General features: G+C 62.7%; 16 protein-coding genes. 8 read left to right on the top strand and 8 right to left on the bottom strand.

What is annotated here, in order from left to right:
* Positions 1-1,781 (bottom strand): HEAT repeat domain-containing protein (locus JNL55_RS30510; RefSeq protein ID WP_293863468.1); only part of this gene is annotated, 1,781 nt, incomplete at its 3' end.
* Between the two features lie 220 nt (positions 1,782-2,001).
* Between JNL55_RS30510 and apbC the strand changes: the two genes are divergently transcribed.
* Positions 2,002-3,105, top strand: a complete 1,104-nt coding sequence (gene apbC / locus JNL55_RS30505) for an iron-sulfur cluster carrier protein ApbC (RefSeq protein ID WP_293863466.1) — start codon at positions 2,002-2,004, stop codon at positions 3,103-3,105.
* 61 nt (positions 3,106-3,166) lie between these two features.
* Positions 3,167-3,730 (top strand): dCTP deaminase, encoded by a 564-nt coding sequence (gene dcd / locus JNL55_RS30500; RefSeq protein ID WP_293863464.1) that lies wholly within the window; start codon positions 3,167-3,169, stop codon positions 3,728-3,730.
* On the opposite strand, the gene JNL55_RS30495 is transcribed toward dcd, so the two are convergent.
* The 4 genes from JNL55_RS30495 to purM form a co-directional block, all read right to left on the bottom strand.
* The gene (locus tag JNL55_RS30495) at positions 3,727-5,106 is read right to left on the bottom strand and encodes a P1 family peptidase (protein ID WP_293863462.1); all 1,380 of its coding nucleotides are present in this window, start codon (positions 5,104-5,106) and stop codon (positions 3,727-3,729) included. The two genes, dcd and JNL55_RS30495, sit on opposite strands and share 4 nt — an antisense overlap.
* A 77-nt stretch (positions 5,107-5,183) precedes the next feature.
* Entirely contained in the window at positions 5,184-5,915 is a 732-nt protein-coding gene (locus JNL55_RS30490) for a DUF3108 domain-containing protein (protein ID WP_293863460.1), read from the bottom strand.
* A gap of 11 nt (positions 5,916-5,926) precedes the next feature.
* Positions 5,927-6,604, bottom strand: a complete 678-nt coding sequence (purN, locus tag JNL55_RS30485) for a phosphoribosylglycinamide formyltransferase (protein ID WP_293863458.1) — start codon at positions 6,602-6,604, stop codon at positions 5,927-5,929.
* An 11-nt stretch (positions 6,605-6,615) separates the two neighbouring features.
* Positions 6,616-7,650: a phosphoribosylformylglycinamidine cyclo-ligase gene (gene purM / locus JNL55_RS30480; protein ID WP_293863456.1), complete on the bottom strand. Its 1,035-nt coding sequence runs from the start codon at positions 7,648-7,650 to the stop codon at positions 6,616-6,618.
* Between the two features lie 109 nt (positions 7,651-7,759).
* Between purM and JNL55_RS30475 the strand changes: the two genes are divergently transcribed.
* The 3 genes from JNL55_RS30475 to hda are packed head-to-tail and all read left to right on the top strand — an operon-like array spanning position 7,760 to position 10,015.
* Positions 7,760-8,716, top strand: coding sequence for a DUF2066 domain-containing protein (locus JNL55_RS30475; RefSeq protein WP_293863454.1), 957 nt, complete (start codon positions 7,760-7,762; stop codon positions 8,714-8,716).
* A 19-nt stretch (positions 8,717-8,735) separates the two neighbouring features.
* Positions 8,736-9,299, top strand: coding sequence for a CDP-alcohol phosphatidyltransferase family protein (locus JNL55_RS30470; protein ID WP_293863452.1), 564 nt, complete (start codon positions 8,736-8,738; stop codon positions 9,297-9,299).
* On the top strand, positions 9,296-10,015 hold the full coding sequence (gene hda / locus JNL55_RS30465; protein WP_293863450.1) for a DnaA regulatory inactivator Hda: 720 nt from the start codon (positions 9,296-9,298) through the stop codon (positions 10,013-10,015). The genes JNL55_RS30470 and hda overlap by 4 nt, the downstream gene beginning before the upstream one ends.
* Here hda and JNL55_RS30460 read toward each other — a convergent pair.
* Together JNL55_RS30460 and wrbA are read right to left on the bottom strand one after the other, a co-directional pair.
* Positions 9,984-10,352 carry a DUF2069 domain-containing protein gene (locus tag JNL55_RS30460; RefSeq protein WP_293863448.1) on the bottom strand — a complete coding sequence of 123 codons (369 nt, stop codon included), beginning with the start codon at positions 10,350-10,352 and terminating at the stop codon, positions 9,984-9,986. The genes hda and JNL55_RS30460 overlap by 32 nt on opposite strands.
* A gap of 8 nt (positions 10,353-10,360) precedes the next feature.
* Positions 10,361-10,960, bottom strand: a complete 600-nt coding sequence (gene wrbA, locus JNL55_RS30455; protein WP_293863446.1) for an NAD(P)H:quinone oxidoreductase — start codon at positions 10,958-10,960, stop codon at positions 10,361-10,363.
* 234 nt (positions 10,961-11,194) lie between these two features.
* Between wrbA and JNL55_RS30450 the strand changes: the two genes are divergently transcribed.
* Positions 11,195-11,431: a hypothetical protein gene (locus JNL55_RS30450; RefSeq protein WP_293863444.1), complete on the top strand. Its 237-nt coding sequence runs from the start codon at positions 11,195-11,197 to the stop codon at positions 11,429-11,431.
* Between the two features lie 26 nt (positions 11,432-11,457).
* A complete protein-coding gene (locus tag JNL55_RS30445; RefSeq protein ID WP_293863442.1) occupies positions 11,458-11,745 on the top strand; it encodes an acylphosphatase in 288 nt (95 codons plus the stop codon).
* Here the strand turns inward: JNL55_RS30445 and JNL55_RS30440 are convergent.
* Complete coding sequence (locus JNL55_RS30440; protein WP_293863440.1) at positions 11,742-12,308, bottom strand: transglycosylase SLT domain-containing protein; 567 nt, start codon at positions 12,306-12,308, stop codon at positions 11,742-11,744. The two genes, JNL55_RS30445 and JNL55_RS30440, sit on opposite strands and share 4 nt — an antisense overlap.
* Before the next feature lie 135 nt (positions 12,309-12,443).
* On the opposite strand from JNL55_RS30440, the gene pssA reads away from it, so the two are divergent.
* Positions 12,444-13,235 carry a CDP-diacylglycerol--serine O-phosphatidyltransferase gene (pssA, locus tag JNL55_RS30435; RefSeq protein WP_293863438.1) on the top strand — a complete coding sequence of 264 codons (792 nt, stop codon included), beginning with the start codon at positions 12,444-12,446 and terminating at the stop codon, positions 13,233-13,235.
* The last annotated feature ends 22 nt before the right edge of the window (positions 13,236-13,257 follow it).

Raw genomic sequence — 13,257 nt, 5'->3', positions numbered from 1 at the left:
CGTTTCATCATCTCTTCGTCCTGCGCCACGTTCGGGTTCAGGAACTTCAGGATCAGCCGTTCCTCGACCACCGTGTCTTCCATCAGCAGCACGGTACCGAAGGCGCCCTTGCCAATCTTTTCGATGAACTTGTAGCGGCCTTCCATGACATCGCCCGGCTTGAGGGTGCTGATGTCCAGCTTGGCGGTCGTCGCCGCGGCTTCTTCGGCTTTCTTGATGACCTGTTCGACGTCGCCGCGCTCGATGAGCAGCGTGCGCGCCGGTTCGGCACCCGTAGTTCTGCCGGCGCTGCGGGCGGGCTCGCTACCGGTACGGCCTGCTTTGATCGCGGCGGCTACGGCGGTGCTGGAGTAGCGCAGATCGATATCTTCGATGGCGCGGATCGCGGCGTGCTCGATGGTCGGATCGTTGGTGTTCGAGCCGGCGGCTTGGATGTAGCTGCGCACGGCATCGGCGCGCTTGTCGTCGGCGAGTCGGGCCAGCGCATTGATGGCTTCGACCTTGATTTCTTTCTCAGGCCGTTCCAGCAGATTCACCAGCGACTCGATCACTCGCGTGTCGCCGAGCTTGCCGAGTGCTCGCGCCACCGTCGGCAGCGAACGAGTGTTGTCGGTCTTGAGCAGATCGATCAACGCCGGCACCGCTTTCTTGCTGCCGATCTCGGCCAGCGCATCGACGGCACGTTCGCTGACCCACCAGTCCTTGTCCTTGGTGGCTTCGATCAGGAAGTTGACGGCGCGTTCGTCCTTGGTTTGATTCAGGATCTCGATGGCGGCACGACGCACGTCTTCGTCTTCGTCGCGGATCAATTCGATCACGGCATCGACGACGCGTGGCCCGCCGATTTTGCCCAGTGCGTCGGCGGCGCGAGTGCGCACCCACCAGTCATCGTCTTTGATGACTTGCAACAGCTGTTTGATGTCGTTGGCGGTGCCGAGATGGTTCAGTACTTCCACGCCGGCGCGGCGTGCGTACTCGTTCTCGTCCTTCAGCACCTCGATGAGATATTTCATCGTCTCCGGATCCTTGGCGCGCACCACCACGTCGATGGCGCGGTTGGCGACTTCCAAGTCCGGATCACGCAATAGTTGACAGATCGGGCCGATGTGCAGCGGGCCGTCCATCTTGGACAGTGCATTCAGCGCCGCCTGCCGAATCATCTTATTCGGGTCGCGCAGTTGGGTCTGAATGGCTTGCGACACTTCGGGGCGGTTGAAGCGCGCCAGGATGTTGATGATATGGATGCGCGCGGTCGAGTCTTTGCCCTCGATGCGGCTGATCAACTCGGGAATGCTGGACTCGTCCGCCAAGTCGGCCACGATCCGGAACAGCGCGACTTTTTCGTTGGCTTCCTGGCTGTAGGCGTGCTGGAGCAAGTCGCGCACCGAGAAGCGGCCTTTCTGCCCGGCGATCACCTCGAGGATGGTCGGCTTGGGCATGTCGTCCCGGCCGAGCAGCTCGATCAGCAGGTTGGAGCTGTAGTTGCGGCTGGCGCTCAGCGCCTGGCCGATTGCCGCGATGGCGCGCGGGCTGCCCTCGGCCATGCCTTGCACCAGAATGGGAAAACTTTTGTTGTCGATCAGCTGGGTCAGGATGTCGACATAGGCGGCGGTCTCTTTACGATCCGCCACCGCCAGCGCGTCCAGAATCTTGGGAATGGCGCCCGGGCCGAGCTTGACCAGCTTCTGTAGCGCTTTTTGCGAGTCCGGATGTAGCGGGTCCCCAATCCCGCGAATTTCGGCGATCAGGCGCTCGGCTCTCAGATCGGAAAAAAAACTCATCTAGGATTCCGGGTTCCGTTCTTTAGTGGCGCCGCTGCCGTGCGCATCGAATATTGCCGCGCATTATGCCACGGCTTTAGTGGCAGCAAGTTCAGGTCGGGCATTTCCTCTCCATCCGCGCCATCTCACAATCGGCCGGACGGGCCGCTAGGCGGGGCGCAATCCGCTACAATCCGCGGCCCGCAACCCGCGCCCGCGGCGGTCCCTGAACGGCTATTCGATGAGTCCCGACATTTCAGTTCAAGAATCCGAGCTACGCCAGCTACTGGGCAGCTACGTCGATCCCTACCTCGGGCGGCCGCTGGCTGACGCCGGCGCCATCGAGTCCGTGCAGGTTACCGGCGGCCAGGCGAGCGTGACCGTGGTGCTCGGCTTTCCGGCCGACCGCTACGCGAGCGAGCTGACTGCCGAGTTGGAGCGCCACGCGCGTGCGCTGAGCTGGCTCCAGCAGCTGAACATCGCTGTCAAGTGGCGCGTCGCCTCGCACAGCGCGCAGAACAATCTCAAGCCCGTTCAGGGAATTCGGAACATCGTCGCAGTGGCGTCGGGCAAAGGTGGCGTGGGCAAGTCCACGACCGCAGTGAATCTGGCGCTGGCGCTGGCGCACGACGGCGCCGCCGTCGGCCTGCTGGACGCCGACATCTACGGGCCGAGCCAACCGCAGATGATGGGGCTCAGCCGCGAAAAGCCCACCAGCCCGGATGAGAAAACCATGATTGCGCCGGAAGCTTACGGCATCAAGGTGATGTCCATCGGCTTTCTGGTGGATGTCGAGCAGCCCATGGCCTGGCGCGGGCCCATGGCCACCCAGGCACTCCTGCAGTTGCTCGAGACTACGCGCTGGGGCGACCTGGACTATCTGATCGTCGACATGCCGCCGGGCACCGGCGATACCCAGCTGACGCTGGCTCAGCGCACCCCGGTCAGCGGAGCCGTCATCGTGACGACGCCGCAGGACATTGCGCTGCTGGACGCTCGCAAAGGGTTGCGAATGTTTCAGAAGGTCGCCGTGCCTGTTTTGGGCGTGGTCGAGAACATGAGCACGCACGTGTGCTCGAACTGCGGGTTCGAAGAGCACATCTTCGGCGCGGGCGGCGGCCGGCGCATGGCCGAGCAGTATGGCGTCGAGTTGCTGGGTGAACTGCCGCTGGATATTCGGATCCGCGAGCAAGCCGATGGTGGCCGGCCGACCGTGGTCGCCGAGCCGGACAGCAAGATCGGGCGTGCGTACATCGATCTCGCGCGGCGTACGGCAGCGCGGTTGGTGGTGGCGGGCTTGCAGCCGGCGCCTGCCTTCCCCAACATTTCGACCGAAGATACCTGATCGACACCGGTTACGATTAGTCAGTCCCTTTCATCAGATTTACTCAGAAGCCTTTCTCCTAATGAGCATCAAAGCCGACCGCTGGATCCGCCGCATGGCCGCGCAGGGCATGATCGAACCGTTCGAAGCCGCCCAGGTGCGCACCGCCGCCCACGGCAAGATCATCTCTTACGGCACCTCGAGCTATGGCTACGACGTGCGTTGTGCCAACGAGTTCAAGATCTTCACCAACATCAATTCCACCATCGTGGATCCGAAGAACTTCGACTCGAAGAGCTTCGTGGATGTGCAGTCGGAGGTTTGTATCATCCCTCCGAACTCCTTCGCGCTGGCTCGCACCGTCGAGTACTTCCGCATCCCGCGCAACGTGCTGACGATCTGCCTCGGCAAGTCCACTTACGCTCGCTGCGGCATCATCGTGAACGTCACTCCGCTGGAACCCGAGTGGGAAGGCCACGTTACCCTCGAGTTTTCCAACACCACCAACTTGCCCGCCAAGATCTACGCCAACGAAGGCGTGGCGCAGATGCTGTTCCTCGAATCCGACGAAGTCTGCGAGACCTCGTACAAGGACCGCGGCGGCAAGTATCAGGGCCAGAAGGGCGTGACGCTGCCTCGCGCTTAGTCGTTCGCCCGGCGGCCGGTTTGTTGCCAGCGGCCGGGATTGAGAATGACTTGGCCGGGGGCGATGAACTTCACCAGCAAGGGATAGCGGCTGGGGACGGTGAACTCGTTCTTGTTGACGGGTTGGAGTTCGATCGCGCTGTCGCGTTTGATGGCGAAGGTGTCGCGAGCGCCGGCGGCTTGCGCGAAGAGCTTGTTGTCGCGCGTGGTGAAGCGGATCTTGGCGAATTCGCTGAAGGTGTATTCGCCGACGTAACTGTCCAACTCGCTCGCCTGCAGCTTCAGGCGCGGGTTCGCTTTCGGCGCGCTGGGTTGCTCGGGCACCGAGGAGAGGATGGCATCCCACATGACATCCGAGGCGATGACGCCGATGTCTACGGGCGTGACTGCCGAGCCTTCCTTCTTTTCCAATTCGCCGGTCGACACTGCATATAAAACATCGCCGTCGAATTCGGTGGCAAACGGTTGGATGCCGCGCGCCATCGAGGTGTGAACCTGCACCGCGAGGCGGTTCAGCTCCGCATAACTCATCTTTTGATTGACCACCAGCAAGCTGATCGTGGTGTTGGCGCGCTTGTCTTCGTCGAGCGGATTGCCGGTCCAGCCCGGCTTGCGACTGTCCGGGGTGCCATCGGCCAAGTCGAAGGCGGAAATGTTTTTCGGCCAGGTGGGATCGCGGAAGCAGGCAGCAATCGAACCGTCGCGCTGGGTGATTACGCCCATGGCGTTGACGACCGTGAACGCGGCGATCTTCAATTCGCCGATTTGTTTGAACGCGCCACCCTGGCCGGAGTGCGCGTTGCAATTGAAATATCCGCCGCTCTTCGCCATGCGACCCGCGCCGTAAGCGCCGAGCGGAAACACGCCGGGTTTGGCTGCACGGAAGGCGGCTTGGGCGAGTTTCTTGTCCGGATAGATTTCGTTCAGACGCCGGTCGCCGAAGTCATAAATGATCGAACCTACCGCCAGCGCGACGTTGCCCCAACGCGCGTCGCGCAGGCCGTCGTCTTTCAACGCCGTGGAAACGGCGGTGGTGGATTCGAGGCCATACCAGGAGCCGCCGGACAGCACGATGGCATCCAGCTTCGGGACTTCGTAGCCGAGTCGCAGATAGTCCGAGTTCACCGTGCCCGGCCCGCCGCCGCGGGCGTCGATGGCGACCAGTGAGCGTTTCTGAAAATGAAACACGGTGACGCCGGTGGGGCCTTCGTCGTATTCCCCGGTGCCGACGCGAATCGTCGGCCAGTCGAACTCGAGAGTTTTTCCTGCCGCGTTGACGACAGGCTTCAGGTCTTGCTCGGCATGCGCCGCCGGGCTGCCGATGAAGGCAGAGGTACTCAGAGTTGCGAGGGCCGCCAGGAGTGTTTGGTGCTGCATGCGGCATTCAACCACGCCCGAGCCGGGCGAGGGATGACTACGAGATCAACGCCGGTGACGGTCGGTCACCAGCGGCGTCACTGCACCGACAACAACGTCATCACCGTCTCGACCTTGCCCTTACGCACCTGCTCCGCGCGGGCAGCGAGGTATTCCATCTTTGGCACCAGCCAAAACCGCGACTGCCGGTTGGAGCCCTCTCGCGTGCTTTCGTAAAGAACCGTGTCGAGCTTGCCAAGCTTGGTCTCGATGACCGCGGCTTCTTTCTTGGTATAGCTGTACCGCTTGATCCGGTTATCGTCGATCAGCGGAATCAGGCCCGGCTCTTCACCTCGCAACAACGACGTGACCACGTCGATTTGAATCGACAAGCGATCTTGCAGTCCGGCTTCCAGCGGCAGAGAAATCTGCTCACCCTCGATTTCACCGGTGGCGACATTCTTGGCCCAATCGAAGTGCAGCTTGCCATCTTTGGCGGTGCCCGACTTGCCATCGTCCAGATGCCACTCGACCGGCCGCACGCCTTCGGGGCCGATCTCCATCACGCTGCGTTCCACCGCGGCACTACTGACGACAAACCGGGCCAGCATCGAAGGTGCGGCGGTTGTTTCATACGTGTAGTGACCGGTCGCGGCGTCGCGCGACAGTTTGAAAGTGAGTTGACCCGCTCGCATGCCGCGATAGGTCACTTCATAAGTCGCGGTGAACGGTTTGGGAAGGACGGCCTCCGACCTGGCCGCAGTTCCGAACAGCAGGGTGGCGAGCAAACAAGTCGTCAACCAAGTCTTCAGCGGGGCCGGTCGGCGCATTCGATACCTCGTCAATCGCTCGCGGCGTGGATCACCGGAGCTTCGAGTGGTCGGTCATCGAGCCAGGCCCGTTGCTCGCGCAGTTGCAAGCGGCCGCGGGCAAACCAGTCGATGGCCTGCGAGTAGATGCTGTGTTCCTGCTGCTGAACTCGCGCTGAAAGGCTACTTTCACTGTCATCGGGCCGTACTTTCACCTGCGCTTGAATAACGAGCGGCCCCCCGTCAAGTTCCTCGGTGACGAAGTGGACGCTGCAGCCATGCAGGCTGTCTCGGGCTTCCAGCGCGCGTCGGTGCGTGTGCAAGCCGCGATACAGCGGTAACAGCGACGGATGAATGTTCAAGATGCGATCCGCAAAGGTCGCGATGAAGCCCGGGCTCAGGATGCGCATGAAGCCGGCCAGCACCACCAGCTGGGGCTGGAAACTTTCGAGCAACGCTGCCAGCGCCTGATCGTAGCTGGCTCGATCCGCAAACTCGCGAGGCGACAGCGAGCGAGTGGGGATATTCAAAGCCGCGGCGCTGGCGAGCCCGGCGGCCTCTGCTTTGTCGCTGATGACCGCACGAACTTCGACGGGCAACGCGCCGCTCGCTGCCCTTTCGGCAATCGCGAGCATGTTGCTGCCGCGACCCGAAATCAGGATGACGATCGGTAACTTCTCGAGCGGTGCGCCGCCGTCGATGGACGTCATCCTGACGAGGCTTAGCTACGAATGACGACGCCGTCGTCGCCACGGCGCACTTCGCCGATGACCACTGGCTTCTCGCCATGTTCAGTGAGCGAACGCAGCGCCTTGTCGCAATGCTCAGCAGCCACGCACACCGTCATGCCGATGCCGCAGTTGAAGGTCTTATACATTTCGGCGGCGGGAATGCTGCCGGCCTTCTGCAGCCAGTCGAACACGGCCGGCTGTTGCCAGGTCTGTGCGCTCAGCAGGACTTCCAGGCCGTTGGGAATGACGCGAGGAATGTTTTCCGTCAGACCGCCGCCGGTGATGTGTGCAAAGCTGCGCACCGGAACGATCTTCGCCAGCTCGAGCAGCGGTTTGACGTAAATCCGCGTCGGCGCCAGCAGCGCGTCGTACAACAGGCCGCCGTCGATCTTGGTGGTCGGCGTGGCCTTGGCGGTCTTGAGCAGTTTGCGGATCAGCGAGTAACCGTTGGAATGCGGCCCCGAGGAGGGCAGGCCGATGATCACGTCGCCGGGGCGGGTGTTGCGGCCGTCGATGATGCCGTCCTTTTCCACGATGCCGACGCAGAAGCCGGCCAGGTCGTAGTCACCCTCGGCATACATGCCGGGCATTTCGGCAGTCTCGCCGCCGATCAGGGCCGCGCCGGCCTGAATGCAGCCTTCGACGATGCCCTTGATCACGGTCTCGGCGACTTCGACGCTGAGCTTGCCGGTAGCGTAGTAGTCGAGGAAGAACAGCGGCTCGGCGCCGCCCACGACCACGTCGTTGACGCACATCGCCACCAGATCGATGCCGATGGTGGAGTGGCGGCCGGTCTCGATGGCCAGGCGCAGCTTGGTGCCGACGCCGTCGGTGCCCGACACCAGCACCGGCTTTTTGTAGCGATCGATCGGCAGCTCGAACAACGCGCCGAATCCGCCCAGGCCGCCCAGCACTTCCGGGCGCAGCGAGCGCTTGACTGCCGGCTTGATGCGTTCGACGAGTTCGTCGCCGGCTTCGATGTCGACGCCAGCGTCTTTGTAGGTGATCGGCTCGGAGGGTTGCATGGGCAGAATCGTCGTATGGCGGTGGCCGCGGTGTGCCACGGGTGGATGGGAGGCCTGTGTTATTTTACACGTCGCCACCGAGCGGTGGGAAAGGATGGGCTTGCCTAAGATGATCAGGACTAAGGCGTGGATGGCGCTGTCTGTGGCGTGGCTGCTGGCCGCGCTGGCGATGCCCGTGGGCGCGGTAACGCTCGGGGATCTGTATGAGACCGATCAGCCGGTCCTGAACAACGCGCGGGAAGCCGCGTTCGTGGAGGCGCTCAAGACGGTGGTGGTGCGGGTCAGCGGTCAGCGCGATGCGCCGGCACGCCTGGGCTCGGCACTGAACGACCCGCGTAAATATGTCCAGCGCTTCGGCTTCACCGAAAACAACGTACTGCAAGTGGGGTTCGACAGCGTTTCGGTGGACAAGATGCTGCAAGCGGCCGGTCTACCGATTTGGGGCCGTGAGCGGCCGGCGACCCTGGTGTTGCTGAACGTGACCGATGGCACCGGCTACAGCTACTGGATCAGCGGCGATCAGCCCAATGCGCAGAAGGAGGTTCTGGAAAGGGCGGCGCGCGAGCGTGGCCTGCCGCTCAAGTGGCCGGCCGTGGCTCCGCAAAACATCGATGAGTCGAGCGCGCTTCAGGAGGCCGAGCGCTATGGCGCCAACGCGGCCTTGATCGGCCGGTCGCAGGGCGGTGCTGTGCGCTGGACGCTGGTTTCCAGCGAAGGCGCGTCGCAGGCCAGCGGAGGCATGGGCGAGGGCGTGCATCTGGCGGCGGACACGTTCGCTCGAGTGTTCGCGGCCTCGGGCTCATCGCTCGGCAACGTGGTGGTGGAAGTCTCGGGCATCGGCGATCTGGATGCTTACGCGAGCACACTGAATTATCTGGAAGGAATGACGTTGGTGCGTGCCGTGGCCTTGGAGCAAGTATCGGGCGACACCATGCGCTTCAAGCTCGCCGTGCGCGGCGACGCTGCCACCCTGCGTCGTGCCATCGCGCTCGATAGCCGGCTGGTCTCGCAAGACTCAGGCGCCGCCCCGACCGGGGAACGCCTGTCGTTCCGTTATCGCCCCTGAGCGCACTCTTCCAGCAGCCATGCGGCACATTCCCAATGCACTGTGCATTCTGCGCATGCTGCTGGTCGTGCCCATTGCCTGGCTGCTGAGCGCGGGCGAATACCAGCTGACGTTGTGGGTGTTCGCGTTCGCCGGCTTCACCGACGGGCTCGACGGGTTTCTGGCCAAGCGCTGCGGCTGGATGTCGGAGCTGGGCAAGATTCTGGATCCGCTCGCCGACAAGATTCTGCTGGTCGGCGTGTTCATCACCTTGGCAGCGCTGGGCATCGTGCCGGTATGGCTCGCGGCAACGGCGGTGTTGCGCGATGTGACGATCACCGCCGGCGCCATCAGTTACAACGCGCTGTACGGCTATCCGCATGGCAAGCCGACCGTCATCAGCAAGATCAACACGCTTTGTCAGATCATGTATTTGTTATTGGCGGTGGCTGCGAAGGCGGGCGAGTGGACGCCCGATGTCGCGCTGCTGATTCTCGGCGCGCTGGTGTTTGTGACCACAGTGGTGAGCGGCATCGATTACGTCGTGACCTACACGCGTAAGGCCGTCGAAGCCAGTCGACAACAACGCGGACTCGCTGGATGACTCAGTCGCACGGGCAATTGCCGCTCGGCATTCGTTTGCTGGATAGCTCTGTGTTTGAGAGCTATTACGCCGGTCGCAATCGACCGGTGGTCGATGCTTTGCTCTCCTTGCACGCAGATGATCAGCCTCGCGGTCCCACCTGCCTCTGGATCCACGGCGCCACCGGCACCGGCAAGACCCATTTGTTACAAGCTGTGTGCGCTCGGGCCAGTCGAGAAGGGCGCACCGCTGCTTATCTACCGTTGCCCGATGTGATCAATCTGGGCGAAGAACTGTTGGCGGGTTTTGGTGAGCTGTCGGTCGTTTGTCTGGATGACGCGCAAGTCATCGCTGGGCGCGAAAATTGGGAACGCGCGTTGTTTCGTTTACATGTGGAGCTCGATGAGCGCGGTGGACGACTGTTGGTCGCCGGCGCCACGCCGCCGGCCGCGCTCCCTTTCAAGTTGCGAGATCTCGGCTCCCGCTTGAACGGCGGTTTGGTGTTGACGCTGCAGCCTTTGGATGAAGCCGAGCAAATCGCAGCGTTGCAATTACGAGCGCAGTTGCGTGGGCTGGAGCTGCCGGATGAAACAGCTCAATTCATGTTGCGTCGATTACCTCGCGACATGACCCATCTCTACGCGGTGCTGGATGAACTCGATGCGGCCTCGTTGGTGGCGCAGCGTCGCTTGACGGTGCCGTTCGTCAAGGCTGTTCTGGAACAGCGCCTCGAGTGACGCGCAAGTACGCGATCAACAATACAAACAACCCGAACGCCATCGTCAGACACGAACCTGACCACAGTCGTGTGGACGGATTCGCCACCGCTTCGGTGATAGCTACTACCAGAAACGGCGTAACCGCTAGCGTCATCCACGCGTAGGCGCGCCGATTGCCGGCCATCAAACGCGGGATGGCGAACCCAAACGGCAGGGTCAGCACAACGATCAATATCACGTCGCCCGTCGACAGGCCGTTCAGCGCGCGCCACGCGATCAGAATCGCGATCAACACCGCTACCGCGCCGATGACCGACAAGCGTAGACGACGCGCCAGCGTGGTCTCTGCGTTCAAGGCGGCGCTCAATTTTCGCCGCTCAGGCGCACGGCCAGTTCGGCGACCCGCTTGCCCAGCAGCGATGCCAGCAGACGTTCGTCGTCGGTGAGCTTGCCTTGCGGGCTCAAGCCCGCGACATGGCTGGCTCCGTAGGGCGAGCCGCCGGAGCGAGTGTGGGTCAGCGCCGGTTCTGTGTAAGGCAGCCCGACGATGAACATGCCGTGATGGAGCAGCGGCATCATCATGCTCATCAAGGTCGTCTCCTGGCCGCCGTGCATGGTTTGCGTGGAAGTAAATACACCGGCGGGTTTGCCGGCGAGCGCCCCGCTGGCCCACAGGCCGCTGGTGCCGTCCAAGAAATACTTGATGGGCGCGGCCATGTTGCCGAAGCGGGTCGGGCTGCCCATCACCAAACCGTGGCATTCGCGCAGGTCGTCATGGGTGGCGAACGGCGGTCCTTCGCTGGGCACGGGCGGCTGCGGCTGCTCGATGACCGTCGTAACTTGCGGAACCGTGCGCAATCTAGCCTTGGCGCCGGTGACAGACTCGATACCACGGCACACTTGCCGGGCCAGCTCGGCGGTGCTGCCTTTGCGTGAATAAAACAAAACTAGAATTTCAGCCATGCGCGCGGATACTCCGAAAATCTCATCGCTGCGTGCGTCATGTGGGTGGAATGCAACGCGAAGCCGGCAGCGTGGGCGCGTGCATTGTATGCAGCAGCTTCTTGACGGTGTAGATTGCGATTGCTACGGTCGATTGAAAAAATCGCCATGGTAAGTCAGTCATCCCTTCGTTGTTTGACGCTACTCATGCTCTGCATGGGGCTCGCCGCGTGCGCGGGCGCTCCGGTGCAGGAGATGAGCAATGCCCGCCAGGCCATCAAGGCCGCGCGCGACGCCACCGGCCCCAAGAACTCCACCGTGGGCACTCCCGCCTCGTTGATCGAAGCCGAAGCCTTGTTGAATCGGGCTGAAGACAGCCTGCAAAAACGTGCTTATAAGCAAGCCCGGCGAGATGCGATCGCTGCGCGCGGCAAGGCTGCCGAGGCATTGAGCTCCGCCCGTACCGCCGACGATCGCAACGGCGCCAGCTGAGTTCGCGCCGTCTTCCAGGGAAATCGATGTCGACTTTGATCGCTCGCCGTTGCTACATCTCCGGCCGGGTGCAGGGCGTGTTCTATCGTGCCTCCACTCGGCAAAAAGCCAATGAGCTGGGCTGCGCCGGTTACGCCCGCAACCTGCCTGACGGCCGAGTGGAAGTATTGGCGGTCGGTGAGCCGCACGCTGTGCAATCACTGCTCGACTGGCTGTGGCGCGGCCCGCCTGCCTCAGACGTGAAATTCGTGGAAGTGCAGGAGCTGCCGCTGGACCAGCTGGACGACGTGCCGGTCGGTTTCGCGCAGCGCTAACGGTACTGCCAGCGGTTGGCCAGTCGAACCAGCACTAGATCCGCGTAGTTACGGCGCCCGACGCTGCCGTTGTAGCGCGCCAGCGCCTTGGTGTAATCGCCCTTTTCCCGATCCAAATAGAACTTCAGGATGGTGCAGCCCATGCGCACGTTCTGCGGAGTTCGCACCAACTCGTGATTGCTCATGCCCAGCTGATTGGGCCAGAACGGCATGACTTGCATCAGGCCCACCGCGCCGGCCGAGGACACCGCCCAGCGGTCGAAACGGCTTTCCACGTCGATCACCGCCATCACCAGCCCGGGCGGTAGCTGCAGGCGCCTCGCCTCGCAGACCACGTGATGCAGGATTTCGGCGCGCTCCTTATCGTCCTTGACTACTTTGAGCAGCTTGGGCTCCATGGCGGCCAGCCACACCTTCTCTTCGAACTTATCTTCGAAGCAGGGCGCTTCCTTGAGGGTTTTCGCCAGGAATTTGCCGAGCGCGGGATCTTGCTGGCGATCGGCCCAGCTGGGGCCGGCCAGGCCGAGCAGAAGGAGGAGCAGCGCGGAGCGCAGTGCAGTCACTGTTTGGCCGTGTAGGTTGTGCGCTTTGCGGGCCGCACAATATCATGCGCGCCGACCGTGATAGATCGAGCGCGTCACAGCGGAACCTGGCGCCTGTCGACACATTCTTCTTGGATCAGAACACCGAACCCAGACATGAGCGCCGAATATCAAAGCAGCGAGGTTGAGCCGGCCGAAACGCGGCGGCCAAGTCGCGGCTTCTATTGGCTGCCCAATCTGTTCACCACCGGCACGCTGTTCGGCGGCTTCTACGCCATCGTGGCCGCCATCGACGGCAATTTCTCCAACGCCGGCATCGCCATCTTTTTTGCCATGGTGGCCGATGGCCTGGATGGCCGTGTGGCCCGCTGGACCAACACCCAGAGCGAGTTCGGCAAGGAATACGACAGCCTGTGCGACATGGTGGCCTTCGGCGTCGCGCCGGCCATCCTGGTGTATCAGTGGGGCATCGAGCGCATTTACGACTACGGCAAGTTCTGGGGCCGGTTCGGCTGGCTGGCCTGCTTCTTCTACGCCGTAGCGGCGGCGTTACGCCTGGCTCGCTTCAATGCGCGGGCCGCCACAGCCGATAAGCGTTACTTCGAAGGTCTGCCCAGCCCGTCGGCGGCGGCGGCCGTCGCCAGCTTCATCTGGGTGGTCAGCGAATTTCCGGTCACCGGCCTGCCGGCGCTGGTGCTGGCCTTCAGTATCACCATCTGTATCGGCGCCTTGATGGTCAGCAAGTTCTCCTACTGGAGCGGCAAGGAGCTGAACATGCGGGGCCGCATCCCGTGGGTGTACGCGGCCCTGATCCCGCTCGCCTATGTGGTGGTGTCGTTGGCGCCGGTGTCGTTGTTCACCTTGTTCGGCCTGTACGCCGCGTCGGCGCCGCTGCACTGGGTCTGGCGCAAACTGACTCGCAGAAAACGCCCGGTCGAAGCCCCCTAGCGTTTGCCGATGGTCTCGCGCG

Origin of the sequence: Steroidobacter sp., assembly GCF_016790065.1 — a bacterium.
Taxonomy (GTDB): Bacteria; Pseudomonadota; Gammaproteobacteria; order Steroidobacterales; family Steroidobacteraceae; genus Steroidobacter.
This window is presented reverse-complemented; position numbering and strand designations above follow the sequence as displayed.

Bases quoted from the DNA above. Each gene is read 5' to 3' on its own strand.
- apbC (WP_293863466.1), top strand. From the start codon at position 2,002: ATGAGTCCCGACATTTCAGTTCAAGAATCCGAGCTACGCCAGCTACTG.
- dcd (WP_293863464.1), top strand. From the start codon at position 3,167: ATGAGCATCAAAGCCGACCGCTGGATCCGCCGCATGGCCGCGCAGGGC.
- JNL55_RS30495 (WP_293863462.1), bottom strand. From the start codon at position 5,106: ATGCAGCACCAAACACTCCTGGCGGCCCTCGCAACTCTGAGTACCTCT.
- JNL55_RS30490 (WP_293863460.1), bottom strand. From the start codon at position 5,915: ATGCGCCGACCGGCCCCGCTGAAGACTTGGTTGACGACTTGTTTGCTC.
- purN (WP_293863458.1), bottom strand. From the start codon at position 6,604: ATGACGTCCATCGACGGCGGCGCACCGCTCGAGAAGTTACCGATCGTC.
- purM (WP_293863456.1), bottom strand. From the start codon at position 7,650: ATGCAACCCTCCGAGCCGATCACCTACAAAGACGCTGGCGTCGACATC.
- JNL55_RS30475 (WP_293863454.1), top strand. From the start codon at position 7,760: ATGATCAGGACTAAGGCGTGGATGGCGCTGTCTGTGGCGTGGCTGCTG.
- JNL55_RS30470 (WP_293863452.1), top strand. From the start codon at position 8,736: ATGCGGCACATTCCCAATGCACTGTGCATTCTGCGCATGCTGCTGGTC.
- hda (WP_293863450.1), top strand. From the start codon at position 9,296: ATGACTCAGTCGCACGGGCAATTGCCGCTCGGCATTCGTTTGCTGGAT.
- wrbA (WP_293863446.1), bottom strand. From the start codon at position 10,960: ATGGCTGAAATTCTAGTTTTGTTTTATTCACGCAAAGGCAGCACCGCC.
- JNL55_RS30450 (WP_293863444.1), top strand. From the start codon at position 11,195: ATGAGCAATGCCCGCCAGGCCATCAAGGCCGCGCGCGACGCCACCGGC.
- JNL55_RS30445 (WP_293863442.1), top strand. From the start codon at position 11,458: ATGTCGACTTTGATCGCTCGCCGTTGCTACATCTCCGGCCGGGTGCAG.
- pssA (WP_293863438.1), top strand. From the start codon at position 12,444: ATGAGCGCCGAATATCAAAGCAGCGAGGTTGAGCCGGCCGAAACGCGG.